This is a genomic window from Mesorhizobium sp. WSM3862 (assembly GCF_002294985.1).
GTDB lineage: Bacteria > Pseudomonadota > Alphaproteobacteria > Rhizobiales > Rhizobiaceae > Mesorhizobium.
The window spans coordinates 86,070-110,379 of record NZ_NSGE01000001.1 but is presented as its reverse complement, the minus strand read 5'-3'; the positions used below and the strand labels follow the sequence as shown (position 1 = coordinate 110,379).

Genomic DNA, 24,310 nt, shown 5'->3' with positions numbered 1-24,310 from the left:
CGGACATGACGAACTGCACTACCCGTCTCACACTTTTCCTGGAATTGCTCTATAGATGCGCCGCATGCAGGGATCGCGCTTTGCCTTCGGCCCGTACGTGCTTGATTCAGCTGCGGGAACGTTGCTTCGGAACGATGTCCCCGTGGCCGCCGGCTATCGGGGGCTGAAGCTGCTTGCCGCGCTCGTGGAACGTCCCGGCGAAATCCTGGCCAAGGCCGAGCTGATGGACGCGGCATGGCCGGGCACGGCCGTCGAGGAAGGCAACCTCACCGTCCAGATCGCGCAGCTCAGAAAGCTGCTCGGCCCCGCCGCCGACGGCGGTGAATGGATCGCTACGGTGCCGCGCGTCGGCTATCGCTTCACGGGGGTCATCGAACAGCTTGGCGAGACGAAACGAAAACCTTTGCCACTGCCCGGCAAGCCTTCGATAGCCGTGCTGCCCTTCGTCAATTTCGGCAATGATCCCGAGCAGGAATCCTTCGCGGACGGGTTGACCGAAGACCTGATCACTGACCTGTCCAGGAACGCGGGACTGTTCGTCATCGCGCGCAACTCGGTCTTCGTCTACAAGGGAAAGCCGATGGATGTGCGCGCGATCGCCGAGGACCTTGGCGTGCGTTACCTGCTTGAGGGGAGCGCAAGGCGCGCCGCGGGGCGTGTGCGCATCAACGCGCAGCTTGTCGACGCGGTGAGCGGTGAACATCTGTGGGCGGAACGCTTCGATCGCAGCCTGGAAGATATTTTTGCCGTCCAGGACGAGGTAACGGCCAGGATCGTGGAGGCGCTGCTCGGCCGGCTGCGCACGCAGCCGCCGCGCAATCGGCCCAAGAATCTCGAGGCCTACGATTTGTGCGTGCGGGCGCGAAAACTGATCGACGACTCGCCTCAGACGGCGCGGGAGGCGCATCTGATGCTGACGCGCGCGGTCTCGCTCGATCCGGAATATGCCGAGGCCTATCGCTGGCTCGCCATGAACCATTGGATGGGATGGGTGCATTGGGGCGAGCCCGTCGACCCCAACCGGAGCATTGCCCTGGAGCTGGCCCGCAAAGCCGTGACAATCGACCCAAACGACGCCGGCTGCCGCTGGGTGCTTGCCAACCTGCTTGCCTATGAGCATCGCTTCGGCGAGGCGGATGCCGAATTCGCCAAAGCGTTCGAGCTCGATCCGAACGAGGCCGACGCCTGGGCGACATTGTCCGACATCGAGGTCCTAGCCGGGCGGATCGAGGAAGGCCTTGAGCACATTCGCAAGGCGTTCCGGCTGAACCCGTTTCCGCCGAGTTGGTACTATCTCACGCTCGGCGCCGCGCAATATGCGGCCCGCGACTATGAAGCCGCCATCGAGACGCTGCGCCGGGACGAGACCTATCGGACCAGCTCACGCCGTTTCCTGGCGGCAAGCCTTGCGCAGCTCGGCCGGTTCGAAGAGGCGCGCGCGGAGGTCGAGATGTTCCTTATCGCCAACCCGCATTTCACGACCAGCCACTGGGTCTGGACCGAGCCGTTCCGCGACGACGCGATGCTCGAGCATTTCGTTGACGGGTTCCGCAAGGCCGGGCTTCCGGACTGACGGCCAGAATGGAATGGCGCGACCTATTCTTCGAAGCGGCTCGTCGCCTCGCGATCGCGCTCGTATCGCTTGCTGACTGGAAACGGCGGCAGCCACGACTCGCGACGGATGATCCAGCTTTCGTAGGTCGGGGCTAGCTGGTCTGGGGCGTCCAGGGTCCCGAGATGCACTTCGATCTCGTCCGCGGTGCGTGCGAAAACGGACGAACCGCAGCGCGGACAGAAAAACCGCCCGGCATAGTCGCGCGTCTCACCGTCGATCGTAACCGCGTCCTGAGGGAATACCGCCGAAGCATAAAAGAGCGCGCCATGATGTTTGCGGCAATCGAGACAATGGCAGATGCAGACCCTGTATGGGTGGCCCGACGCCACAAGTCGGACATTGCGACACAGGCAGCCGCCGGTGAATCGGTCCATGTTGCGTCTCCTTCAAATCATGTGGCCGGAATGTTTACAACGAAGCGTGTTGCGCCGTCGATGCAAGCTGCGCCAGCCTTTCGGCTGGCGCCCTGCCCGTCGGCGCCGCATGTCTTAGGCGGCCGTCGCCATCAAGGTTGATACAGTCTCATTTTGCAACCTTTGATTTTATCGCTGTGCGACATAATCGTCACAGCTTAGCCGGCGATACCTTGCTATGATCGCGCTCTCAATGGGGTCTGATTTGGGTCGGAGGAACATTCAGTGAGAACTTTTCTTGCAATCGCCGCGCTGGCTGGGCTCAGCGCGACTGGGGCTTCGGCTGCGGACATGACCGGTCCGGTCGCCGGCTCGGCTTACGACTGGAGCGGCTTCTACGCCGGCGCGCATATCGGCGTCGCCAATGGTGATATCACAGCCACCGACGTCGCGCAGCCGAACGGCGGCTTCTTCACGGATCTGGTCCCCGCCGGAACCGAGGGGTTCCATTTCCGCGACACCAACATAGCTGGCGGCGTGCAGGTCGGCGCTCAGTACCAGTGGAACCAGTTCGTGTTGGGCGGCGAAGCCTCATGGACCGCAACGGGGATCAGGAAGACGATCATCAGTCCATACTTCCCCGATAGCGATACCGAGACGGGCCGGATCCAGCATTATGCGACGGTGGTCGGCCGGATCGGCTACGCGTTCGACCGTGTCTTGGTCTATGCGAAGGGCGGCTACGCCGGCGGCGAGGTCGGTTTCAAAGCGCGCGACAACGACGCCCTAGTCACATACGAGCAGAACGACTGGCACAACGGCTATGCGCTGGGTCTCGGCATCGATTACGCCCTCACCGACAAGCTGAGCCTTGGCGTGGACTACACTCATATTGATCTCGGCTCCAAGACCAGCACGGGCCCCAATGTGTTCGACGACGGTTCGCTGGGGGCCAATCCCGAAACTTACAAGGTCAAGGCCAGGGCCGACGTGGTCATGGCACGGCTAAGCTATAAGTTCGCCGCAAGCGACCACAACTAATCGACTGAATTAGCTGAGGTTTCTTGCTCGGCTAGCGCGCCGGGCCTGTCCCGCGATTAAAAAAACCCATCGAGAAAAGCCGCCGTCTCACGCGAGATGCCGACGATCTTGTTCGTCGCCTGGCGATAGAATTTGAAATTGAGCTCCGTCTCCGGCCGGCCGTCCTTCCAATCCTTGAAGCGCTTGAGCTCGTCGCGGCCCAACCGCCTGGTCGCCAGGGCGGCGCGACGGATGGAAACGCTAACACGGGGCGTCTGCCGTTCAAGATCGGGTCGTTTCGCAATTGCCTGCGAGGACATGACGACACCTCGCGCGATGAGCCCCTGCCCGCCTTCGTTTTCGCTGGCGAACACAAAGATCGTGTCGCCTTCGGCGATATGCTTGCCGCCATACATGGTTTTCTGCGCCGCGAATGAGAATGTCTCGGCCAGCGGATCCTTGACATCGGCCTTGATCGCGAACGCCATGCCTCACGCATCCCGGCTGATGGTGATCCGGTAGGTCAGCTTGCGCTTGGCGCCTGGCGGGATCAGCATCACGCCCGGCTTGTCGGCGAATTCGCCGTCGAAATCGACCGGGCTTGCAACGCCATGCCAGGGCTCGATGCAGAGAAACGGCGCGCCGCCGGGCTTGGACCAGATGCCCAATTCGTTGAATCCCTGCCACGACATTTCGATCGCCGGCCCCCGCCCGGCGGCATAGCGCACGCTGGTGCTGGCGGGCCGGTCCAGAATGACGGCGTCGTCATCGAACAGCCGCTCGGAGAGGGCAAGCGTCTTGCCCTCGACGGGCGTTGGCTGCGGCGTCGGCAGCATGAGCCCGTCCTTCAGGCGCCGTATCGGAGCGGGTTCATCGTCGGCAAAGGTCAGCCGGTAGGCTTCCTTGGGCAATTCCGGCAGCAAAGGCCAGTTGAAGGCCGGATGGGCGCCGACCGAGGCCGGCAGCACCTCGTCGCCTGTGTTGGCGACCTCGAAGGTCACGCCAAGCTGGCGGGGGCCGAGGCTGTAGCTTATGGCCAGCCGAAAGGCGAATGGGAAGCGGGTGTGGGTCTCAGTGTCATCAGTCAGGACCAGCGTGCAGGAGGAAGGCCCCTGCTTCGCCCAGGCAAAGCGCCTGTCTCGGGCGAAGCCATGCTGCGTCATTGGATAGGCTTTGCCGCGATGGCGCAACTGGTCGCCTTTCAGCCGGCCGACTATCGGAAACAGCACGGGCGAATGACGCCGCCATTCAGGCCCCGCCTGCCACAGAAGTTCCGCGCCTTCGGCATCGCGCAAGGAGACCAGCTCGGCCCCCTGCCCGACAACCGTCGCCGAGATGCCGTCACCGTCAAGCGTCAGCTGGTCCATGCGTCCTCGCGACTGGCTGGTCGGGCCGGCAGGCTAGCAAAAGGCCTCGCCTGAACTCAAGGGCAGCAGGCAGTGCGGCATCCCCTCAAGCAGCCGCCGTGAACGACCAGCACTGCCACGCCAGATGCAACGCCAAAAGAAAAACCGTGGCCAGCGGTTTACCCGTCGGCCACGGTTCGAAGCTGTTGCCTGCTACGGTCCGGACTATTCGCGCTCGCCGGTAAAATTCAGCAGCAGCTGGAAGATGTTGATGAAGTTCAGATACAGCGAGAAGGCGCCGAAGACGGCGAGCTTCTGTTGCGATTCGGCGTCGAAATTCTCGGCATACTGCTCCTTGATCGTCTGCGTGTCCCAGGCGGTCAGGCCGATGAAGACGGCGATGCCGATCACGGAGATGGCGAACTGCAGCGCGGTCGAGCCGAGGAACAGGTTGACGAGGCTCGCGATCACCACGCCGATCAGGCCCATGATCAGGAAGGACGAGAACTGCGTCAGGTCGCGCCTGGTCGTGTAGCCGTAGAGGCTGGTGGCGCCGAACATGGTGGCGGCGATGAAGAAGGTGCGCGCGATGCTGGTGCCGGTGAAGACCAGGAACACGGAAGCCAGCGACAGGCCCATGACCGCGCAGAAGGCCCAGAACATCGCCTGCGCGCTCGCCGCCGACATTGTCTGCATCTTGAAGGAGAAGAACATGACGAAGGCGAGCGGCGCCAGCATCACCACCCATTTCAGCGGCGTGGAGAAGATCGGGACGTAGAGCGCCGGCGTCGAGGCCACAACAAGGGCGACGAGGCCGGTCACGACGAGCCCGAGGCCCATATAGTTGTAGACGCGCAGCATGTGCCGGCGCAGGCCCTCGTCATAGACGGCACCGGCCCGGACGCCGGTGCCCATTCGGTATCCAAGATTAGGGCTGTTCATTTCGTTTCTCCTTGGTTGGTCGGTTCGATTGGCTGCTTCAATAGAGAGTGCGGGCGAGCTTTTCGGCGGCCCGGTCGAGATCGCCGGCATCGCCTTGTCCGACGACGGCGTAAGCGACCTCGCCGATCTGGAAATAGGCGGACGAAATATCGCCCAAGGGCGCGACGGTGGGCTTCACGACGTCGAACGTGCCTGGCCTGATCGCAAACAGCGACACCAGCCCGAGGTCCTTCGTTTCGAGTGCCATCTCGACGCTCGGCCCGAACCGCGACGGATAGATCTGAACATCGCGGATCCGCCAGTCGTCGGGCAATGACGGCATGACGATCGCGGTCGCGGCGCGGATCTCGTCGGCATTGTAATTTGGCGCTTCGGCCTGGGACGGCATCGTCTCACGCACCAGCGTCGTCCGGTGCGCGCTCACCGCTTCCTCGACATAGGCGGGCGGCTGCGTCGACGCGACCACCTTGCTGACAGCGATCGGCCCGAAGACGCCGTTCGCAAGCCACCCCGCCGCCACCAGCACGGCGGCGGCCGCGGCGCGCTGCAGCACGGAAAAGGCACGGTCCCTGGCAAGCACCCTCTCCAGCCGACGCGCCGCGTCGGTCGTCGCCGGGCGCGCCATTGCGCCTGGCCCGGCCAGCGCTACGCGCAACTCGTCGCGCGTTCTGAGATCCGACATCACACGCGCAGCCACTTCGGGACGAGCGGACAGGAACGCCTCGACCTCGATGCGGCGGGCGACGTCGAGCTGATCGTCGACATAGGCGTCGAGATCGGCATCGGTCACCGGATCGACGATAGCGGTCATGATTCACCTCCCACGATCCTCAGGTGATTTTTGCCGCGCGCCGGAGCGCCCTCCTCCATCTCGCGCAGCGCCGCACGAGCGCGGCCGATGCGCGACATCAGGGTTCCGAGCGGGACGCCACTGACGTCGGCGGCCTCCGCGTAGCTCAACCCTTCGATGGCGACGAGATGCAGCGCGGCGCGCTGCTCTTCCGGCAGCGACCGGAAGGCTTCGCGCACCTGCGAAAGGCGCACCGAATGGTCCTGGGACGCCGGCATGTTTTGCTCGGCGAGACGGCCTGCCTGCGCGATGCGCGTTGCCTCGGACCGCCGCGAGCGCATGCGGTCGATGAAGATGTTGTGCAGGATCGCCAGCAGCCAGGCGCGCGGGTTGCCGCCCGACCGAAAGGTGCCGCGCCGCTCATAGGCGCGCACCAGCGCGTCATGAACCAGATCCTCGGCATCGGCGCTGTCGCGCGTCAGCGAGCGCGCGTAGCGCCGCAGCGATCCCAACTGCCCGACGATATCGAAGCGTGCCATCGACCGTTTCATGCCCTGTTTACGGAGCATGTGGGGATTCTAATCCCTGGCTGCCGTTTCTTTCTGCGATTCCCGCGAGGAGTTGCGCCGGCCTGGGGTGAGCCAGTAACCGAGCGGGCAAACGGAGGAAACCGCTGGCGAAGCGCGGCCGATTTGCGTATCACTCCGCCGCCACTGGAGCCCTATCGATGTTCGAGACCCTGCAGCCCGCGCCCGCCGACAAGATCCTTGCGTTGATCGGCCTTTACCGCGCCGACACGCGCCCCGGCAAAGTCGACCTGGGTGTCGGCGTCTACAAGGATCGTGACGGCAGGACGCCGGTGATGCGGGCCGTGCGCGAGGCTGAGAAGCGGCTGCTCGCGGGCCAGGACACCAAGACCTATCTCGGCCTCGCCGGCGACACCGGCTTCAACGCCGCCATGATCAAGCTTGCCTTCGGCGAGAGGGCCGATCATTCGCGCATCCGCGCAGCGCAGGCGCCGGGCGGATCGGGCGCCCTCAGGCTGGTGGCCGAGCTTCTGCAGCGCACGCGCCCGGGCGCGACGGTGTGGCTCTCCGATCCGACCTGGCCGAACCACCTGCCGGTGATGCGCGCCGCCGGCCTACAGGTGCGCGACTATCCTTATTTCGACGCTGTTTCCGGCGCTGTCCGTTTCGACGACATGCTGGCGGTGCTCAAGACCGCCAATAGCGGGGATATCGTGCTGCTGCATGGCTGCTGCCATAACCCGACCGGTGCCAACCTGGATGCTGCGCAATGGGCCAAGGTTGCCGACGTTCTGCTTGAGCGCGGCCTGCTGCCTTTCGTCGACATCGCCTATCAGGGCTTTGGCGAAGGGCTCGACGCCGATGCCGCCGGCCTGCGGCTGCTCGCCGGCAAGGTGCCCGAGATGGTCGTCGCCTCGAGCTGCTCGAAAAATTTCGCCGTCTATCGCGACCGCGTTGGTGCCGCCATGATCATGGCCAAGGACGGCGCACAGGCCGACGTGGCGATGAGCCAGATGCTGGCAGCGGCGCGAGCGCTGTATTCGATGCCGCCGGACCATGGCGCTGCGGCCGTACGCATGGTGCTGGAAGACGCCGATCTGAAGAAGGTCTGGGAGACGGAACTCGAGGAGATGCGGCTGCGCATGCTCAGGCTGCGTGTCGCCTTCGCCGAGGCGCTGCGTCGGCAATCCAACTCCGATCGCTTCGATTTCGTCGCCAGCCATCGCGGCATGTTCTCCCGCCTGGGGCTCACCGAAACGCAGGTTGAGCGGCTGCGCACCGAGCACGCCGTCTATATGGTGGGTGACAGCCGCATCAATGTGGCAGGTCTGCCTGAGGATGGCATGGACGAGCTCGCCAAGGCGATCGTTTCGGTGCTCGACTGAGCGCCGGCGCAACTGTGGACAATCGGCTTTTGCCAGCCGGCGGGATTGGTTGCCCGCCGCGGCGCGCGCTAGGGTTTGTTGCATGAAACCCTCCAAAGACATCTCCCGTCTGATCGAGATCATGGCGGCACTGAGAGCGCCGAAGACCGGCTGCCCCTGGGACATCGAGCAGAACTTTTCCACCATCGCCCCCTACACGATCGAGGAAGCCTATGAAGTGGCGGATGCGATCGCGCGCGGCGACTTCGACGATCTGCGAGAGGAACTGGGCGACCTTCTGCTGCAGGTCGTCTACCACGCGCAGATGGCGCAGGAGATTGGCGAGTTCGCGTTCGGCGACGTTGTCGAGGCGATCACCACCAAGATGATCCGCCGTCACCCGCATGTCTTCGGCGACGAGAAGGCGCGCAGCGCCGGCATGGCCAAGGGCATGTGGGAGAAGATCAAGGCGGTGGAGAAGGCCGACAAGCGCAACGCCCGCATCGCGCGCGGCCTCGACCCGGAAGATCACGGCAAGGGCTATCTCGACAGCGTGCCGGTTGCGCTCCCTGCGCTGACCCGCGCGTTGAAGCTGCAGGAGAAGGCTGCGCGCGTCGGCTTCGACTGGAGCGAGGCAGCACCCATCCTCGACAAGATAGAGGAAGAGATCGGCGAGCTGCGCGAGGCGCTGGTCACGGGCGACGCGGCACCCATCAAGGATGAGTTCGGCGACATGCTGTTTGCCGTCGTCAATCTCGGCCGCCATTTGAGACTTGATGCCGAAGCCGCGCTGAGCGGCACCAACGAGAAGTTCCGCTCGCGCTTCCATTATGTCGAGCGGGAGTTGGAGGCTTCCGGGAGGTCGTTGGAACAGGCGACTTTGGACGAGATGGAAACCCTCTGGCAGCAGGCCAAAAACGCAAGATAAGCAGCGGTCTAGCCGTGGTTCCTGCGGTTCAGCCGGGTCTCGATCTCCTGGCGGGCGCTGTGCGTGGCCGTCAGTGAGATGGTGACGCTGCCGTCCTCATTGTCGCTCCGCGAGACGACATCGCCATTGCGATAGAGCCAGTCGACCTGGCCGAGCTCAGCAGGGCTCAACGTCACCGTCATCGTTTCCAACTCGCCCGACACTCTGGCCTCGATGAGCGCCTTGAGCGCATCGATCCCCTCGCCGGTCGCTGCCGATATCGCGATCGGCGGCGCCTTGCCGCCGGCGCTCTCGGCAAGCAGGCGCTCGCGATTGCCTTCGTCGAGCAGGTCGATCTTGTTCCACACCTCGATCACGCGGCTGGTGTCCGCGGCATCGACGCCGAGATCGCCAAGGATGCGCTCGACATCCTCGGCCTGCGCTGCCGTGTCCGGATCGGAAAGATCGCGCAGATGCAGCACGAGATCGGCCTCGACGACCTCTTCCAGCGTCGCCCGGAAGGCCGCGACCAGATGAGTCGGCAAGTCCGAGATGAAGCCGACCGTGTCCGACAGGATGATCGGCGTGCCGTGCGGCAGGCGCACGCGGCGCAGCGTCGGATCGAGCGTGGCGAACAGCATGTCCTCCGCCAGCACCCCTGCCCCGGTCAGCCGGTTGAACAGCGTCGACTTTCCGGCATTGGTGTAGCCGACGATCGCAACTACCGGAAATGGCACCTTCTTGCGTTTTGCGCGGTGCAGGTCGCGGGTGCGGCGAACCGTTTCCAGCTCATGCTTGAGCTTGGTGATCTTGTCCTGCAGGATCCGCCGGTCGGATTCGATCTGCGTTTCGCCGGGACCGCCCAGGAAACCCGCGCCGCCGCGCTGCCGTTCGAGGTGGGTCCAACTGCGCACCAGCCGACCCTTCTGATAGTTGAGATGCGCCAGCTCGACCTGCAGGGTGCCTTCCTTGGTCCTGGCGCGCTCGCCGAAGATCTCAAGGATAAGCCCGGTGCGGTCGAGCACCTTGGCGTTCAGTTCCTTCTCGAGATTGCGCTGCTGCACCGGCGTGAGCGGATGGTCGACGATGACCAATTCCGCCTTGCGTTCCTTCACGATGTCGGCGAATTCCGCCACCTTGCCGCTGCCGAGCAGCGTTGCCGGGCGGGGATCGGTGACCGTCACCACCGCGGTGTGGACCGGGTCCAGGTCGATGGCGCTGGCGAGCCCGACCGCCTCGTCGTGGCGGGCATCCGCCGAGCGGCTCAGGCGCGGGCGGCTCGAATCCTCATCGCCCCGCGGCTGGCGCGCAAGCACCGGCACAATGACAACGGCCCGGGTCGGATCCTTGGCTTCCGGCCCAAGTTGATGTCCTTGTTTCCCGCGAACTCTGCGGTCCGCGTCCTGCTCACGTGCCAATCAGGCGCCCTGGCCTTCCTCGCCATCAAACATCTGAACCGGCTGGCTCGGCATGATCGTGGAAATGGCGTGCTTATAGACGAGCTGGGAATGCCCGTCGCGCCGCAACAACACACAGAAATTGTCGAACGAAGTGACCACGCCGGTCAGCTTCACACCGTTGATGAGAAAGATGGTAAGTGGATTTTTGCTCTTGCGAACTGAATTCAGGAACAGGTCCTGAAGGTTTTGCGATCGTTCCGCCATTGTTTTTGTCTTTCGCCGATCCCCTTCGGTCTGCAGGCCAATGCGCCAAATTACGCGGCGCCTGTCAAGCGCGCAAACCCCCTCTTGTCGCCTAAACGACAAGCAGAACGAGATAGTTGAGGTTCATTCCACCTTTGCGGTTATCAGGCTGGACTTTTTTCCGCAATGTCAAAAAATGCCTGCCGCAACGAAAGTGTCATGGAACCGGGGTGGCCGTTTGCGATCGGCGCGCCGTCGATTTCGACTACCGGCATGGCGATCGTGGTCGCGGAACTGATGAAAGCCTCGCGCGCTGCCTTGGCTTCGGCGATCGAAAACCCACGCTCCTCGATCTTCAGACCGAGCTTTTCGGCGACGTCGAACAGTGTCGTGCGGGTGATGCCGCGCAGGATGCCGTGTTCGGCCGGCCGCGTCACCAGAACGCCGTCGCGGGTGACGATCCAGGCATTGGACGAGCCGCCCTCCTTGACCGTGCCGTCGGAGTCGACGAACCAGGCCTCCTGGGCGCCGGCTTCCTTGGCCTTCTGCTTGGCGAGCACATTGGCAAGCAGGCCGGTGCTCTTGATGTCGACGCGGTCCCAGCGATTCTCCGGGACGGTGATGACCTTGATGCCGGTCTCAACCCGCTTGGCGGCAGCAGAGGGGTCGGCCTTCCGGGCGGTTATAACCAAGGACGGGCGGGTGCCGACTGCGGGAAAGACGAATTCACGGCTGGCGACGCCGCGCGTCACCTGGAGATAGACGAGGCCGTTGACGACGTTGTTGCGGCGCACCACCTCGCGCAGCAGCATCGGCAGGACGCCTTCCGAGACGGGCCATGCGATCGACAATTCCTTGAGCGAGCGCTTGAGCCGGGCCAGATGGCGCGGCATGTCGACGATAAAGCCGCGCGCCACCTCGCAGACCTCATAGACGCCGTCAGCGAACTGATAGCCGCGATCCTCGATATGGACGCGGGCGTCGGCATGGGCAACGTAGCGCCCGTTGACATAGGCAATGCGCGGCATGGGCTACCTCAGGGAAATGTCCGGCTCTCTTAAGCGATTCCGCCGCTGCCGTAATGAACAATCGCGTGGGCCAGCCGGCTTTGGGCAATTCCGGACGGAAGGCTACGGCGAAGCCGCCGAGCCCAACCGGCGCTGCCCACTTTCCTGGATTGCCTTTACACGCCCAGCGACTTCAGCTTGCGGTGCAAGGCTGATCGCTCCATGCCGATGAACTCGGCCGTCTTCGAGATATTGCCGCCGAAGCGGTTGATCTGGGCGATCAGATAGTCCTTCTCGAATTGCTCGCGCGCCTCGCGCAGCGGCAGCGCCATGATGTGCTGGTCCGACTGGTTGGGGGTGCGCGGCATGACGTCGCCGATCTCGGAGGGAAGAAGGTCAGCGGTGATCGGCGCGTCGACGTCGCCGCCTCGCGCCAGGATCATCAGCCGCTCGACATTGTTGCGCAGCTGGCGCACGTTCCCCGGCCAGTTGTGCGCCTGCAGCACGGCCAGCGCGTCGTCACCGATGCGGCGCGGCTTGATACCGGCCTGACGCGCGATCTGCTTCATGAAATTGTCGACGAGATACGGAATATCCTCTCGCCGTTCGGCGAGACCCGGCACAGTAACGGGGACCACCGCCAAGCGATGATAAAGGTCCTCGCGGAAGCGGCCATCGGCAATCATGGCCTCCAGGTTTTGCGCTGTGGAGGAGATGATGCGGACGTCGACCTTGACCCGCTTTGTGCCCCCTACCCGCTCGAACTGCTGCTCGACCAGCACGCGCAGAATCTTGTTCTGCGTCTCGCGCGGCATGTCGGCGACCTCGTCGATGTAGAGGATGCCGCGATGCGCCTCCTCCAGCGCGCCGACCTTGCGTTCGGTGCCGTTCGATTCGGTGCCGAACAGCTCGATCTCCATGCGTTCCGGCGTGATGGTGGCGGCGCTCAGCGTCACGAACGGCCCGTTCTTGCGCGCCGACAGCGCGTGGATGGCGCGCGCCGTCAGTTCCTTGCCGGAACCCGACGGTCCGATGATCATGATGCGGCTGTTGGTGGGCGCGACACGCTCGATGGTCTGCCGCAGTTGGCTCATCGCTGACGACATGCCGATCAGGTCGAAGGTCTCGCCGCTGCGCAGCTTGAGGTCCGAGACCTCGCGCCGCAATTTGGAAGTTTCCAGCGCGCGCTCGGCGATCAGGATGAGACGGTCGGCCTTGAACGGCTTCTCGATGAAATCATAGGCGCCGCGCCGGATGGCCGACACCGCCGTTTCGATGTTGCCGTGGCCGGAGATCATCACCACCGGCATGTTCGGATGCATCGTCTTGATCTCGTCGAGCAGCGCCAGACCGTCGAGGCGCGAGCCCTGCAGCCAGATATCGAGGAAAATCAGCCGTGGCGCGCGATCGGCAATCGCCGCTAGCGCGCTGTCGGCATCGTGTGCCGTGCGGGTTTCGTGACCTTCGTCGCTCAGGATACCGGCGACCAGTTCGCGGATGTCTTCCTCGTCATCGACGATGAGAATGTCAGACGCCATTACCGACCTTTTCAGTTTCTCGTTCGTGTTCGTCGTGGCCTTCGCCGCGTGGCGGCGCGGGGACGACCGCCGCCGGTGGCAAGATGATCGAGATCATCGCGCCCCGGCCGCCGTGGAAATCGGGCGGCGCGTCGTGCAATTCGAGCCGGCCGCCATGGTCCTCCACGATCTTCTTGACGATAGCGAGGCCAAGGCCGGTGCCTTTTTCGCGCGTCGTCATGTAGGGCTCGAGCAGTCTCTGCCGATTCTCGCGCGGCAGCCCTTTGCCGTTGTCGATAACATCGATTCTTATGGCGCCATCTTGGCGCCCGGCTTGAATCCGGATTGTGCCGTCGGAACGGTCTTGCGCATCAAGTCCGTCGATGGCCTCGGCGGCGTTTTTGATGACGTTGCCGAAGGCCTGCGCCATCAGGCGGCTGTCGAACGTTCCCTTGAGCGGCTCGTTGCCGAAATCACGCTGGAAAGCAATGTCGGAGCGGCTGACTTCCACCAGGAACGAAGCTTCGCGCAGCGACTCGCGCAGGTCTATCACCTTCATCTCCGGCTTCGGCATGCGGGCGAAGGCCGAGAATTCGTCGACCATGCGGCCGATGTCCTCAACCTGACGGATGATGGTGTCGGTGCACTGATCGAAGACTTCGCGGTCCTCGGTGATGACCTTGCCGTAACGGCGCCTGATGCGCTCGGCCGAGAGCTGGATGGGCGTCAGGGGATTCTTGATCTCATGGGCAATGCGCCGCGCCACATCGGCCCAGGCCGAAGACCGCTGCGCCTGCACGAGATCGGTAATGTCGTCGATGGTGACGACATAGGATTTTTCTTCCGAGCCGTCGTCTCCGGCCTCGACGGTGACCTGGACATTGAAAGTCCGTTCCATGCCGGCGCGGAAGAAGGTCACCTGCTCGCGATAGACCGGCTTGCCGGATTGGCGCCCGATCTCGAAGACGCGACCGACATGCGGCAGGATGGCGGAGAGGTTCTGTCCGAGCGCGGCACTCGCCGAGATCGCCAGCATCGTTTCGGCCGAGCGATTGGCGATGGTGATGACGCCGTAGGGATCGACGCCGATGACGCCTGCGGTCACGCCGGCCAGCACCGCCTCCGAGAACCGCCGCCGCTCGTCGATCAGGTCTTTGGCCGACAGCAGCTCGTTGCGCTGCGATTTGAGCTCGAGGATCATGTTGTTGAAGGTCTCGCCGAGCGAAGCGACGTCGCCGTCCGATTGACGCACGGGCACGGCGACGTCGAGATTGCCGGTCGCCACCTCGTCGGCCGCGCCGATCAGCTGGCGGATCGGCCGGACAATGCGATCGGCCACGGCGATGCCGGTCCAGATCGCCGACAGGATGACGATCAGGGTCAGCGACAGATAGGGCAGCGCGAACGCGACTTGCGAAGTGCGACGGTTCTCTTCCAGTCCGCGATACTCGTCGGTGTTCGACCGAACGATCTGCCGCGCCTTGATAACGTCCGGGTCGACGAGCCGGATCGTGTAGAGATAAAGACCTTCGATCTCGCGCAACTTGACGATGGCGCCCATGATGTTGCGGGTGCGCGGCTCGATCAGCACCGGCTTGCCGTCGGCGGCCGTGTTGACCGCGCCAGGGGGCGGCTCAGGCATGGCGAAGTCGGCGTCGGTCTTGGCGCTCATGACGAAAGAGCCGTCAGGCTTGATCAGCGCCGCATGCGCCAGTCCGCGGCCAACGGCCTCCTTGTTCATGAGATCGAGGAAGCCGGTGCGGTCGAGCCCGTAGAGCGTGCGCGAGGCGTCGAGGTCGTAGGCCATCGACAGGGTCGTGCCCTGCAGGTTGCGCGCATTTTCCTGGACATAGGCATCGGCGATCGACAGCGACGAATTGACGATCGTTTTGGTGCGGATCTCGAACCAGCGGTCGAGGCCGATATCGAGCGTGATCGAGGCGATGATCGCGACCATGATCGCCGGGATGGCGGCGACCAGCGCGAACATGGCGACGATGCGCACATGCAGCCGCGATGCTGCACGGCCATGCCTGCGCGCCATGACGATGCGGCGGATCTCGCGGCTGATCAGAGCGATCAGGAACAGGACGAAGACGGCGTTGAGCGCGATCAGCGCCCAGGTCGCGTTTGCATTCGGCGCGATCGGGGTCGCACCGACAAGGATCGCAAACGAGATCGCTGCGGTGATCATGGCGCCGACGATCGCCACCACGCCGGGCAGCGCCAGCAGCCGGCGACCGTCGCGAACGCCGGCCCGGCTGAAAAGCGGTTGGTTCAGTATCGGAGCCTCAGCAGCCATATCGCCGTCTAGAGTCGGTCATTGCGTCGGATGTATGCAACGCATTGTGGCGATTATGCAACAAGTGTGGCCGGGACGGAAATCTTTCCCCGACTTAATCCCCAAAAGTGAAGGCAAAGTCAGGGCTGCCTGGCGGCCTTGTAGACGTTGACGCCAAGCTCGCGGATCTTTTTGCGCAGCGTGTTGCGGTTGAGGCCCAGAAGCTCGGCCGCCTTGATCTGGTTGCCGCGCGTGGCGGTCATCGAAGCCAGCACCAGCGGATATTCGACCTCGGCGAGGATGCGTTGGTAGAGCCCGGAGGGCGGCAGGTCACCGGCGAACGACGCGAAATAGCGCTGCAGGAAATGCTCGACCGCCTGGCCAATCGACAGGTCGTCGGGGATCAGCGCGCCGCCGTCCGGCACGACCGACCTTTCGCCGGTCTTCAGTTCGGCCTCGATGATCTCGGCCGAAATCTCGTCCTGCGAATAGAGCGCGGCGAGCCTGCGCACCAGATTTTCCAGCTCGCGCACATTGCCGGGCCAGGGATAGCGCTTCATCAGCTCGATGCCACCGGAGGAAATGCGCTTGGTCTGCAGGCCTTCGCTGGCGCCCTGCTTGAAGAAATGCCGGACAAGGTCAGGCACGTCTTCAGAACGCTCTCGCAACGCCGGAAGTCGCAGCGGCACGACATTCAGGCGGTAGAACAGGTCCTCGCGGAACAGACCCTGGTTGATCAGGGTCCGCAAATCCTTGTTGGTGGCGGCGACGATGCGCACGTCGGTCTTGATCGGCGTGCGGCCGCCGACGGTCGTGTATTCGCCCTGCTGAAGCACGCGCAGCAGGCGCGTCTGCGCCTCCATAGGCATGTCGCCGATCTCGTCGAGGAACAGCGTGCCGCCTTCGGCCTGCTCGAAGCGGCCGGTGGAGCGGTTCTGCGCGCCGGTGAAGGCGCCCTTCTCATGGCCGAACAGTTCCGATTCGATCAGGTCGCGCGGGATCGCGGCCATGTTGATGGCCACGAAAGGCCCGCCGCGGCGGCGGCCGTATTCGTGCAGCGCGCGCGCTACCAGCTCCTTGCCGGTGCCGGATTCGCCGCTGATCATCACCGTCAGGTCGGTCTGCATCATGCGGGCCAGCATGCGGTAGATGTCCTGCATGGCCGCCGAGCGGCCGACCAGCGGCATCGTCTCCGGCTGGTCGTCGGCGCGGGAATCCAGCTTCGGCCGCTTCGGCTCGGCAAGCGCGCGGTTGACGATGTTGAGCAGCTCGGTCAAATCGAACGGCTTCGGCAGATACTCGTAGGCGCCGGTCTCGGAGGCGCGGATGGCGGTCATAAAAGTGTTCTGCGCGCTCATGACGATGACCGGCAGCTCGGGCCGCGCCTTCTTGATGCGGGGCAGCATGTCGAAGGCGTTCTCGTCCGGCATCACCACATCGGTAATGACGAGGTCGCCCTCGCCGGCAGCCACCCAGCGCCACAGCGTCGAGGCGTTCGAGGTCACGCGCACCTCATGGCCGACGCGCGACAGCGCTTGGTTGAGCACGGTGCGGATCGCCGCATCGTCGTCGGCGACGAGGATATTGCCGCGAACGGTCATTTGCGGTCTCCTTCAGCTTCGTCGCCGGCGTTGGGCAAAGTGTCCTTCCAGGCCGGCATCAAGACGCGGAAAGTGGTTCCACGCTGCGTCGAATCGCATTCGATGATGCCGCCATGCTCGCCGACAATCTTGGCGACCAGGGCCAGCCCGAGGCCCGAGCCGTTCGGTTTGGTGGTGATGAACGGATCGAAGAGGATCGGCAGGATGTCCTCTGAAACACCGGGGCCGTTGTCGTGCACGCAGAATTCCAGCGGCAGCGAGACGCGGTCTTGCGTTCCCGGCACGGAAACGCGGATGCCGGGCCGGAAAGCCGTCGACAGCACGATCTCGCCCTGCGGGTCGGCGCCGATCGCCTCCGCGGCGTTCTTGACCAAGTTGAGGAACACCTGGATCAGCTGGTCACGGTTGGCATAGACTGGAGGAAGTGATGGATCATATTCCTCCAAGATCTTGATTTTTTTCGCAAATCCGTTCTTGGCGATCGCTTTCACATGATCCAGAACGACATGGATGTTGACGGGAAAGCGCTCGATCGGCCGCTCGTCGGAAAACACTTCCATGCGGTCGACCAGCGACACGATGCGGTCGGTCTCGTCGGTGATCAACCGGGTGAGCGCACGGTCCTCGTCGGAGGCCGAGAGCTCGAGCAGTTGCGCCGCGCCGCGGATGCCGGAGAGCGGGTTCTTGATCTCATGCGCAAGCATGGCCGCCAGGCCGGTGACAGAACGGGCGGCACCCCGATGCGTCATCTGGCGATCGATCTTGTCGGCCATCGACCGTTCCTGGAACATCACCACCACCGATCCGGGAAACTCCGGCACCGGGGCGACATAGAGGTCGACCACCTTCTCGATGCCGAGGCGCGGCGAAGAGACGTCGACGCGGTATTCGTTGACCGGCGCGCGGCGCTCGCGCACCTGGCCGACCAAGGTCAGCAGCGGACTGCCGAACGGGACCAGCTTGGACAGCGTGTTGCGCGCCAGCATGGTCGCGCTGGAGCGGAAGAAATCCTCTGCATCCGCGTTGGCGAAGGTGATGAAGCCGTCGGCATCGACCATGATCACCGGGCGGCGGATGGTGTTCAGCACGATATTGGCGGCATCCGCGGTGTCGGCCGGCTGTGGGAGGTTCGTATTCATGCCGCGCTCCGCAGTTCTGGCGATGCCGCGCTTTCGGTGAAGGCTTGACGCAGCCCGGCGATCACTTCAGCCGGCTCGACGGAAGTGAGGATATGCTTGCGCCGTTCCGCCGAAACACCAGTCGCGTGGCTGTCCAGATACCAGCCGAGATGCTTGCGCGCCTGGCGAAGCCCGCTTTCGACGCCGTAGAGCGAGAGCATGTCCTCGTAATGCGCAACCACGTAGTCGGCGAGCGTCTGGGGCGTTTGGGGAATATCGGTTGCAGACATGCCAGCGGCGGCTGCCGCGATGCTGCCGGCGGTCCACGGCGCGCCGTAATGGGCACGGCCGATCATCACCGCGTCGGCGCCTGATTGATCCAGGATCGTCGCAGCCTCTTCCGGCGAGCCGACATCGCCATTGGCCACCACCGGGATCGAGACCGCTTCCTTGACGCGCGCAATGGCGCGCCAATCGGCCTTACCCTGATAGAACTGGCAGCGCGTGCGGCCGTGGACGGTCACCATGCGCACGCCGGCCAGCTCGGCGCGGCGCGCCAACATCGGCGCGTTGAGCGCGCTTTCGTCCCAGCCGAGCCGCATCTTGACCGTCACCGGCACCGAGACCGCACCGACCACCGCCTCGATCAGCGAGAGCGCGTGATCGAGATCGCGCATCAGCGCCGAGCCGGCATAGCCGCCCGTCACCTTCTTTGCCGGGCAGCCCATGTTGATGTCGAGGATGTCGGCGCCCTCGCCCGCCGCGATTCGCGCGCCCTCGGCCATGTGCGCTGCCTCGCGGCCAGCAAGCTGCACCATATGGACGGGCAGCCCGGAATGGCGGATGCGCAGATCGCAGCCGGCCCTGCCCTTGGCCAGTTCGCCGCTCGCCACCATTTCCGACACGACCAGCCCGGCACCATGCGCATGCGCACGCTGACGGAACGGCTCGTCGGTTATGCCGGACATCGGCGCCAGGAACACGCGGTTGCGTATCCTTACGCCGCCGACGTCGAGCGGCGAAGCCAATGTGGTCAATTCAGGCATGCACAAAAACCAAGCATATTCGATTGCTGCACATTGTGTAGCCAGATGCAAGCCATTGTGCAACGCGCAATGACGTCACATTAAGGCGCATTTTGGAAAATGCTGGCCTTCCCTGCGAGCCGCGACTAAGCCTCTCGCCATGACTGACACAAGTGAAAAACCGGACGGCAAGGTCGGCGTGGTCATTGTCGCCGCCGGCCGCGGCGCCCGTGCCGGACAGGCCGAGGGGCCGAAGCAGTATCAGCGCATCGGCGGACGCGCCGTCATTGCGCATACGCTGGAAAGATTCCTGTCACATCCAGCCGTCGGGCCAGTGGTGGTGGCGATCCACGCCGACGACCGCGAGCTGTTCGAGCGCGCGGCGGGAGCTAATGCTACGCGCACGCTCATCGTCATGGGCGGTCCGTCCCGCCAGGCTTCCGTCCGGCTGGGACTTTTGGCGCTGAGGGAGCAGGCGCCGGCAAAGGTGCTGGTGCATGATGCGGTGCGCCCGTTTGTCGATCATGGGCTCATCGACCGAACCATCGAGGCCATCGGCAAGCGCCAGGGAGCCCTGCCGGCGCTGCCCGTCGCCGACACGCTCAAGCGGGAATCGGCCGAGGGCATGATCGAGGAGACGGTGTCGAGGGCCGGCCTGCACGCGGCGCAGACACCGCAAGGCTTCCCGTTCTGGCCGTTGCTGGCGGCGCACGAGAAGGCGCATCATCTCGGCAAAAGCGAGTTCACCGACGACGCGGCGATCGCCGAATGGGCGCATATTCCGGTCAAGATCGTCCAGGGCTCGCCGGACAACATCAAGCTCACCTGGGCAAGGGATATCGCGATGGCCGACCAGCGGCTCTCAAATGCGCTGCCGCGCTTTCCGGACATCCGCACCGGCAATGGCTATGATGTGCACGCGTTCGAAGCGGGCGACCACGTCACTCTGTGCGGGGTCACTATCCCCTATGACCGGAAACTCTCCGGTCATTCGGACGCCGATGTCGGGCTTCATGCGCTCACCGATGCGTTGCTCGCCACCTGCGGCGCCGGCGACATCGGCACGCATTTTCCGCCATCGGACCGGCAATGGAAGGGCGCTGCCTCGAAGATCTTCGTCGAGCATGCCGCGAAGCTGGTGCGCGAGCACGGCGGGCGCATCGCCAATGCCGATATCACGCTGATTTGCGAGGCGCCGCGGGTGGGGCCGCATCGCGAGGCGATGACGGCGGCGCTGGCGGCGATGCTCGGCATTGCGCCGGAACGCATTTCGATCAAAGCGACGACCAACGAGAAGCTCGGCTTTGTCGGGCGCGGCGAAGGCATTGCGGCGATCGCGACGGCCAGCGTCGTCTATCCGGGAGACGTGCCGGCATGAGCAACGCGGAATTAGCCAACGCCCTGCTCCAGGCTTGTCAGCAGCGCGGCATCATGCTGGCTACGGCCGAGAGCTGCACCGGCGGTCTGATCATTGCAGCATTGACCGACATTGCCGGCTCTTCCGCCGTGGTCGATCGCGGCTTCATCACCTATTCCAACGAAGCCAAGATGGAGATGCTCGGCGTCTCCGCGGCAACGCTTGAGGCGCATGGCGCGGTCTCGGGTGAGACGGTCAGGGAGATGGCGGCGGGCGCGCTGACGCATTCGCGCGCGAGCCTCTCCCTTGCGGTCACCGGAATTGCCGGCCCGAGCGGCGGCTCGTCGGAAAAGCCGGTGGGTCTCGTCTGGTTCGGGATAGCATTTGCCGGCCAGCCGGTCGTCGTCGAGTGCCAGCTGTTTGGTCATAAGGGGCGGGAATTCATCCGCCACGAGACGGTCCGGCACGCGCTGCAGCTCGGCCTGCGAGCGCTGGCCTAGGTTATCCGCGGATCAGGCGTGCCTTGCGCTGCGCCGTAGATCACGTTCGCTCGCTTCTCGAATGCTTCGGAAAACATGCGGAAGGCGCGATCGAACATCGTGCCCATCAGCGCGCCGAGAATGCGGCTCTTGAATTCGTAGTCGATGAAGAAATGCACTTCGCAGCCGCCATCGGCCGGATCGAAGCGCCAGATGTTGCTGAGATATTTGAACGGGCCGTCGATGTATTTGACGTCGATGGCGTTCTCGTCGGGCTTGAGCAGCACCTGGGTCGTAAAGGTTTCGCGGATCGCCTTGTAGCCGATGCTCATGTCGGCGACGAGGATGGTGCGGCCGTCGCGCTCCTTGCGCGAGCGCACCGTCAGCGCCTCGCAGAGCGGCAGAAATTGCGGATAGGTCTCGATATCCGCCACCAGCGCAAACATCTGTTCCGGCGTGTAGGCGACGCGGCGGGTGGCTTCGAATTTCGGCATGAAAGCGTCAGCTGGCTTTCTTGAGCTGCGCCTCGCGCGCCGCGCGCAGCCTGGCGAAATCCTCGCCGGCATGATGCGAGGAGCGCGTCAGCGGGCTCGAAGCGACCAGCAGGAAGCCCTTCGTCTTGCCGATCGTCTCAAAGGACTTGAACTCGTCCGGCGTGATGAAGCGGATCACCGGATGGTGCTTCTTCGAAGGCTGCAGGTATTGGCCGATGGTCATGAAGTCGACATTTGCCGAACGCAGGTCATCCATGAGCTGCAGCACTTCGTTCCGCTCCTCGCCGAGGCCGACCATGATGCCGGACTTGGTGAAGATCGACGGATCGAGTTCTTTCACGCGCTGCAGCAGCCGGATCGAGTGGAAGTAGCGGGCGCCCGGCCGCACCGTCAGGTAATTCGACGGCACGGTTTCCAGATTGTGGTTGAAGACGTCGGGCTTGGCCGCAACGACGATCTCAAGTGCGCCGTCCTTGCGCAGGAAGTCGGGCGTCAGGATCTCGATCGTCGTTGAAGGCGCGGCGGCGCGGATGGCGTGGATGACGTCGGCGAAATGCTGCGCGCCGCCGTCGTCGAGGTCGTCGCGGTCGACAGAGGTGATGACGACGTGGCTGAGGCCCATCTGCTTGACCGCATGGGCGACACGCGCCGGCTCATCCGCGTCGAGGGCGGTCGGGATGCCGGTGGCGACATTGCAGAAGGCGCAGGCGCGCGTGCAGATCTCGCCCATGATCATGAAGGTGGCGTGCTTCTTGTCCCAGCATTCACCGATGTTCGGGCATCCGGCCTCCTCGCACACCGTCACCAGCTTGTGCGACTTCACGATCTCGCGCGTCTCGGCGTAACCCTTCGAAACCGGCGCCTTGACGCGGATCCAGTCCGGCTTGCGCAGCACTTCCTGGTCCGGCCTGTGCGCCTTTTCGGGATGCCGCGGGCGCGGCGCATTGGCGATCGTGTCGAGAACAGTGACCATTTCGAACCCTTCGCGGCCGCCCGCATCGCGGCCGCCTGTCTGCGTCATCTAGGACTTTTCGGAATAAAGAAAAAGGCCACGCCGGCGCATGCCGCCACGGCCATTTTCGCATAACGGACTTCGCTGGGGCTCAGCGCCGTACCAGCCGGCCGACAAAGATCAGCAGGCAGGCGCCGATGAAACCGGTGATCAAATACGCGAACCAGCCGGCGCCGAAGGACTGGATGTTGAGAGCCTGTAAGATCGCATTGAGAACGATCGCGCCGACGATACCCAAAATGATGTTCATGAGGATGCCGGTGTTGCTCTTCATGACCATTTCGGCGAGCCATCCGGCCAAGCCTCCAATGATGATGGCTGCTATCCAGCCCACGCCATTCACGTCCATATGCCAATTCCTCCTTGATCAGGTGAAAATGCATCCGGATACGAACTGCTTTGCCCTCAGAATCCTCCGGCTGCCGCGTCTGAGTCTCGCGCAAGCAGTCTATCATGCGTTCAAAGCGCGGCCATAGGCGTCGAGCACGCTTTCCTTCATCATCTCCGACAGGGTCGGATGCGGGAAGATCGTGTGCATCAGCTCTTCCTCTGTGGTCTCCAAGTTCATCGCCACGACGAAACCCTGGATGAGCTCGGTCACCTCGGCGCCGATCATATGCGCGCCCAGCAGCTGCCCGGTCTTCTTGTCGAAGATGGTCTTGATGAAGCCCTGGTCCTCGCCGAGCGCGATGGCTTTGCCGTTGGCGCCGAACTGGAAGCGACCGACGCGGATGTCCTTGCCCTCGGCCTTGGCCTTGGCTTCGGTCAGGCCGACCGAGGCGACCTGCGGGCTGCAATAGGTGCAGCCCGGGATCTTCAGCTTGTCGATGGCGTGCACGCCCGGGATATTGGCGATCTTCTCGACGCAGATCACGCCCTCGTGCTCGGCCTTGTGGGCGAGCATCGGCGGCCCGGCCACATCGCCGATGGCATAGATGCCGGGCACGTTCGTCCTGCCGTAGCCGTCGACCGCGACACAGCCGCGATCCGTCTTGACGCCAAGCGCCTCGAGGCCGAGGCCCTCGATATTGCCTTGCACGCCGACGGCCGAGATCATGCGGTCGGCGGTGATCTTCTCGACCTTGCCGTCCTTCATCTCGACATGCGCGGTGACCGAGTTGGCAGATTTCTCGACCTTGGTCACCTTGGCCTCGAGCAGGATCTTCATGCCTTGCTTCTCGAACTGTTTCTGCGCGAATTTCGAGACCTCGGCATCCTCGACCGGCATCACCGCCGGCAGCAGCTCTACAACCGTCACCTCGGCGCCCATGGTGCGGTAGAAGGAAGCGAACTCGATGCCGATGGCGCCCGAGCCCATCACCAGCAGCGACTTCGGCATCTCCTTCGGCACCATTGCCTCGAAATAGGTCCAGATCAGCTTGCCGTCCGGCTCGATGCCCGGCAGCGCACGCGGCCTGGCGCCGGTCGCCAGGATAATGTGTTTGGCGGTATAGGTTCCCTCGACCTTGACGCCTTTCGGCACCGGCGGCTGCGGCTCCATCGGCTTCTTGGCGGTCTTGGAGACGACGATCTCACCCGGCTTTGAGAGTTTCGCCTCACCCCAAATGACGTCGACCTTGTTCTTCTTCATCAGGAAGGCGACGCCGCCATTCAGCCTGAGCGAAACCTTTCGCGAGCGGTCGACGACGGCAGCGGTGTCGGGGCTGACCTTGCCGTCGAGCTTCAGGCCGTAATCCTTGAGATGGTCCGAATAATGCATGATCTCCGCCGAGCGCAGAAGCGCCTTGGTCGGGATGCAACCCCAGTTGAGGCAGATACCGCCGAGATGCTCGCGCTCGACGATCGCCGTCTTGAAGCCGAGCTGGGCGGAACGCACCGCGGTGACATAGCCGCCGGGGCCTGAGCCGATGATGATGACGTCGTAGTTCTCAGCCACGGGTTTCTCCCTGAT

General features: G+C 63.9%; 24 protein-coding genes. 6 read left to right on the top strand and 18 right to left on the bottom strand.

Annotated features, from left to right (window positions below):
- Nucleotides 1-55: 55 nt before the first annotated feature.
- Complete coding sequence (locus tag CK224_RS00565) at nt 56-1,573, top strand: winged helix-turn-helix domain-containing protein (RefSeq protein WP_245425696.1); 1,518 nt, start codon at nt 56-58, stop codon at nt 1,571-1,573.
- Between the two features lie 23 nt (nt 1,574-1,596).
- Here the strand turns inward: CK224_RS00565 and CK224_RS00560 are convergent, their stop codons facing one another.
- Nucleotides 1,597-1,989 (bottom strand): GFA family protein, encoded by a 393-nt coding sequence (locus CK224_RS00560; protein ID WP_095777660.1) that lies wholly within the window; start codon nt 1,987-1,989, stop codon nt 1,597-1,599.
- Nucleotides 1,990-2,253: 264 nt separating this feature from the next.
- Here CK224_RS00560 and CK224_RS00555 point away from each other — a divergent pair, with 264 nt between their 5' ends.
- Nucleotides 2,254-3,009, top strand: coding sequence for an outer membrane beta-barrel protein (locus CK224_RS00555; RefSeq protein WP_095780479.1), 756 nt, complete (start codon nt 2,254-2,256; stop codon nt 3,007-3,009).
- Between the two features lie 56 nt (nt 3,010-3,065).
- On the opposite strand, the gene CK224_RS00550 is transcribed toward CK224_RS00555, so the two are convergent.
- From CK224_RS00550 to CK224_RS00530, 5 genes are all read right to left on the bottom strand, one after another.
- On the bottom strand, nt 3,066-3,476 hold the full coding sequence (locus tag CK224_RS00550; RefSeq protein WP_095780478.1) for a hypothetical protein: 411 nt from the start codon (nt 3,474-3,476) through the stop codon (nt 3,066-3,068).
- A gap of 3 nt (nt 3,477-3,479) precedes the next feature.
- On the bottom strand, nt 3,480-4,355 hold the full coding sequence (locus tag CK224_RS00545; RefSeq protein WP_095780477.1) for an aldose 1-epimerase family protein: 876 nt from the start codon (nt 4,353-4,355) through the stop codon (nt 3,480-3,482).
- A gap of 204 nt (nt 4,356-4,559) precedes the next feature.
- The gene (locus CK224_RS00540; protein WP_066989741.1) at nt 4,560-5,276 is read right to left on the bottom strand and encodes a Bax inhibitor-1/YccA family protein; all 717 of its coding nucleotides are present in this window, start codon (nt 5,274-5,276) and stop codon (nt 4,560-4,562) included.
- A gap of 37 nt (nt 5,277-5,313) precedes the next feature.
- Entirely contained in the window at nt 5,314-6,087 is a 774-nt protein-coding gene (locus CK224_RS00535; RefSeq protein ID WP_067321338.1) for an anti-sigma factor, read from the bottom strand.
- Nucleotides 6,084-6,605 carry a sigma-70 family RNA polymerase sigma factor gene (locus tag CK224_RS00530; RefSeq protein ID WP_245425695.1) on the bottom strand — a complete coding sequence of 174 codons (522 nt, stop codon included), beginning with the start codon at nt 6,603-6,605 and terminating at the stop codon, nt 6,084-6,086. Before CK224_RS00530 ends, CK224_RS00535 begins: the two co-directional genes overlap by 4 nt.
- Before the next feature lie 188 nt (nt 6,606-6,793).
- Here CK224_RS00530 and CK224_RS00525 point away from each other — a divergent pair, with 188 nt between their 5' ends.
- Both CK224_RS00525 and mazG read left to right on the top strand, forming a co-directional pair.
- Entirely contained in the window at nt 6,794-7,978 is a 1,185-nt protein-coding gene (locus tag CK224_RS00525) for an amino acid aminotransferase (RefSeq protein ID WP_095780475.1), read from the top strand.
- 82 nt (nt 7,979-8,060) lie between these two features.
- Nucleotides 8,061-8,885 carry a nucleoside triphosphate pyrophosphohydrolase gene (gene mazG / locus CK224_RS00520; protein ID WP_095780474.1) on the top strand — a complete coding sequence of 275 codons (825 nt, stop codon included), beginning with the start codon at nt 8,061-8,063 and terminating at the stop codon, nt 8,883-8,885.
- Between the two features lie 8 nt (nt 8,886-8,893).
- On the opposite strand, the gene hflX is transcribed toward mazG, so the two are convergent.
- From hflX to dusB, 8 genes are all read right to left on the bottom strand, one after another.
- Entirely contained in the window at nt 8,894-10,282 is a 1,389-nt protein-coding gene (hflX, locus tag CK224_RS00515; RefSeq protein WP_095780473.1) for a GTPase HflX, read from the bottom strand.
- Nucleotides 10,283-10,528: an RNA chaperone Hfq gene (gene hfq / locus CK224_RS00510; RefSeq protein ID WP_066989720.1), complete on the bottom strand. Its 246-nt coding sequence runs from the start codon at nt 10,526-10,528 to the stop codon at nt 10,283-10,285.
- 143 nt (nt 10,529-10,671) lie between these two features.
- Nucleotides 10,672-11,535, bottom strand: a complete 864-nt coding sequence (locus CK224_RS00505; RefSeq protein ID WP_066989718.1) for a D-amino-acid transaminase — start codon at nt 11,533-11,535, stop codon at nt 10,672-10,674.
- A 155-nt stretch (nt 11,536-11,690) separates the two neighbouring features.
- On the bottom strand, nt 11,691-13,052 hold the full coding sequence (locus CK224_RS00500) for a sigma-54 dependent transcriptional regulator (protein WP_066989715.1): 1,362 nt from the start codon (nt 13,050-13,052) through the stop codon (nt 11,691-11,693).
- Entirely contained in the window at nt 13,042-15,333 is a 2,292-nt protein-coding gene (locus CK224_RS00495; RefSeq protein WP_095780472.1) for a PAS domain-containing sensor histidine kinase, read from the bottom strand. The genes CK224_RS00500 and CK224_RS00495 overlap by 11 nt, the downstream gene beginning before the upstream one ends.
- Before the next feature lie 119 nt (nt 15,334-15,452).
- Nucleotides 15,453-16,913: a nitrogen regulation protein NR(I) gene (gene ntrC, locus CK224_RS00490; RefSeq protein ID WP_095780471.1), complete on the bottom strand. Its 1,461-nt coding sequence runs from the start codon at nt 16,911-16,913 to the stop codon at nt 15,453-15,455.
- The gene (locus tag CK224_RS00485; protein ID WP_095780470.1) at nt 16,910-18,052 is read right to left on the bottom strand and encodes a nitrogen regulation protein NR(II); all 1,143 of its coding nucleotides are present in this window, start codon (nt 18,050-18,052) and stop codon (nt 16,910-16,912) included. Before CK224_RS00485 ends, ntrC begins: the two co-directional genes overlap by 4 nt.
- Complete coding sequence (dusB, locus tag CK224_RS00480; RefSeq protein ID WP_095780469.1) at nt 18,049-19,077, bottom strand: tRNA dihydrouridine synthase DusB; 1,029 nt, start codon at nt 19,075-19,077, stop codon at nt 18,049-18,051. Before dusB ends, CK224_RS00485 begins: the two co-directional genes overlap by 4 nt.
- A 139-nt stretch (nt 19,078-19,216) precedes the next feature.
- Here dusB and CK224_RS00475 point away from each other — a divergent pair, with 139 nt between their 5' ends.
- The gene (locus CK224_RS00475; RefSeq protein WP_066989699.1) at nt 19,217-20,434 is read left to right on the top strand and encodes a bifunctional 2-C-methyl-D-erythritol 4-phosphate cytidylyltransferase/2-C-methyl-D-erythritol 2,4-cyclodiphosphate synthase; all 1,218 of its coding nucleotides are present in this window, start codon (nt 19,217-19,219) and stop codon (nt 20,432-20,434) included.
- Nucleotides 20,431-20,913: a CinA family protein gene (locus CK224_RS00470; RefSeq protein WP_066989696.1), complete on the top strand. Its 483-nt coding sequence runs from the start codon at nt 20,431-20,433 to the stop codon at nt 20,911-20,913. The genes CK224_RS00475 and CK224_RS00470 overlap by 4 nt, the downstream gene beginning before the upstream one ends.
- Here CK224_RS00470 and CK224_RS00465 read toward each other — a convergent pair.
- The 4 genes from CK224_RS00465 to lpdA form a co-directional block, all read right to left on the bottom strand.
- Nucleotides 20,910-21,386, bottom strand: coding sequence for a type II toxin-antitoxin system RatA family toxin (locus tag CK224_RS00465; protein ID WP_095780468.1), 477 nt, complete (start codon nt 21,384-21,386; stop codon nt 20,910-20,912). The genes CK224_RS00470 and CK224_RS00465 overlap by 4 nt on opposite strands.
- A gap of 7 nt (nt 21,387-21,393) precedes the next feature.
- Entirely contained in the window at nt 21,394-22,359 is a 966-nt protein-coding gene (gene lipA / locus CK224_RS00460; protein WP_066989925.1) for a lipoyl synthase, read from the bottom strand.
- Between the two features lie 130 nt (nt 22,360-22,489).
- Nucleotides 22,490-22,747: a GlsB/YeaQ/YmgE family stress response membrane protein gene (locus CK224_RS00455; protein WP_066989685.1), complete on the bottom strand. Its 258-nt coding sequence runs from the start codon at nt 22,745-22,747 to the stop codon at nt 22,490-22,492.
- 102 nt (nt 22,748-22,849) lie between these two features.
- The gene (gene lpdA, locus CK224_RS00450) at nt 22,850-24,295 is read right to left on the bottom strand and encodes a dihydrolipoyl dehydrogenase (protein ID WP_066989683.1); all 1,446 of its coding nucleotides are present in this window, start codon (nt 24,293-24,295) and stop codon (nt 22,850-22,852) included.
- Nucleotides 24,296-24,310: the final 15 nt, after the last annotated feature.

Bases quoted from the DNA above. Each gene is read 5' to 3' on its own strand.
- CK224_RS00500 (WP_066989715.1), bottom strand. From the start codon at position 13,052: ATGGCGTCTGACATTCTCATCGTCGATGACGAGGAAGACATCCGCGAA.
- CK224_RS00495 (WP_095780472.1), bottom strand. From the start codon at position 15,333: ATGGCTGCTGAGGCTCCGATACTGAACCAACCGCTTTTCAGCCGGGCC.
- CK224_RS00465 (WP_095780468.1), bottom strand. From the start codon at position 21,386: ATGCCGAAATTCGAAGCCACCCGCCGCGTCGCCTACACGCCGGAACAG.
- CK224_RS00505 (WP_066989718.1), bottom strand. From the start codon at position 11,535: ATGCCGCGCATTGCCTATGTCAACGGGCGCTACGTTGCCCATGCCGAC.
- CK224_RS00550 (WP_095780478.1), bottom strand. From the start codon at position 3,476: ATGGCGTTCGCGATCAAGGCCGATGTCAAGGATCCGCTGGCCGAGACA.
- CK224_RS00540 (WP_066989741.1), bottom strand. From the start codon at position 5,276: ATGAACAGCCCTAATCTTGGATACCGAATGGGCACCGGCGTCCGGGCC.
- CK224_RS00530 (WP_245425695.1), bottom strand. From the start codon at position 6,605: ATGGCACGCTTCGATATCGTCGGGCAGTTGGGATCGCTGCGGCGCTAC.
- CK224_RS00455 (WP_066989685.1), bottom strand. From the start codon at position 22,747: ATGGACGTGAATGGCGTGGGCTGGATAGCAGCCATCATCATTGGAGGC.
- CK224_RS00475 (WP_066989699.1), top strand. From the start codon at position 19,217: ATGACTGACACAAGTGAAAAACCGGACGGCAAGGTCGGCGTGGTCATT.
- CK224_RS00545 (WP_095780477.1), bottom strand. From the start codon at position 4,355: ATGGACCAGCTGACGCTTGACGGTGACGGCATCTCGGCGACGGTTGTC.
- mazG (WP_095780474.1), top strand. From the start codon at position 8,061: ATGAAACCCTCCAAAGACATCTCCCGTCTGATCGAGATCATGGCGGCA.
- dusB (WP_095780469.1), bottom strand. From the start codon at position 19,077: ATGCCTGAATTGACCACATTGGCTTCGCCGCTCGACGTCGGCGGCGTA.
- CK224_RS00525 (WP_095780475.1), top strand. From the start codon at position 6,794: ATGTTCGAGACCCTGCAGCCCGCGCCCGCCGACAAGATCCTTGCGTTG.
- CK224_RS00560 (WP_095777660.1), bottom strand. From the start codon at position 1,989: ATGGACCGATTCACCGGCGGCTGCCTGTGTCGCAATGTCCGACTTGTG.
- lipA (WP_066989925.1), bottom strand. From the start codon at position 22,359: ATGGTCACTGTTCTCGACACGATCGCCAATGCGCCGCGCCCGCGGCAT.
- CK224_RS00565 (WP_245425696.1), top strand. From the start codon at position 56: ATGCGCCGCATGCAGGGATCGCGCTTTGCCTTCGGCCCGTACGTGCTT.
- ntrC (WP_095780471.1), bottom strand. From the start codon at position 16,913: ATGACCGTTCGCGGCAATATCCTCGTCGCCGACGACGATGCGGCGATC.
- CK224_RS00535 (WP_067321338.1), bottom strand. From the start codon at position 6,087: ATGACCGCTATCGTCGATCCGGTGACCGATGCCGATCTCGACGCCTAT.
- CK224_RS00485 (WP_095780470.1), bottom strand. From the start codon at position 18,052: ATGAATACGAACCTCCCACAGCCGGCCGACACCGCGGATGCCGCCAAT.
- hfq (WP_066989720.1), bottom strand. From the start codon at position 10,528: ATGGCGGAACGATCGCAAAACCTTCAGGACCTGTTCCTGAATTCAGTT.
- CK224_RS00470 (WP_066989696.1), top strand. From the start codon at position 20,431: ATGAGCAACGCGGAATTAGCCAACGCCCTGCTCCAGGCTTGTCAGCAG.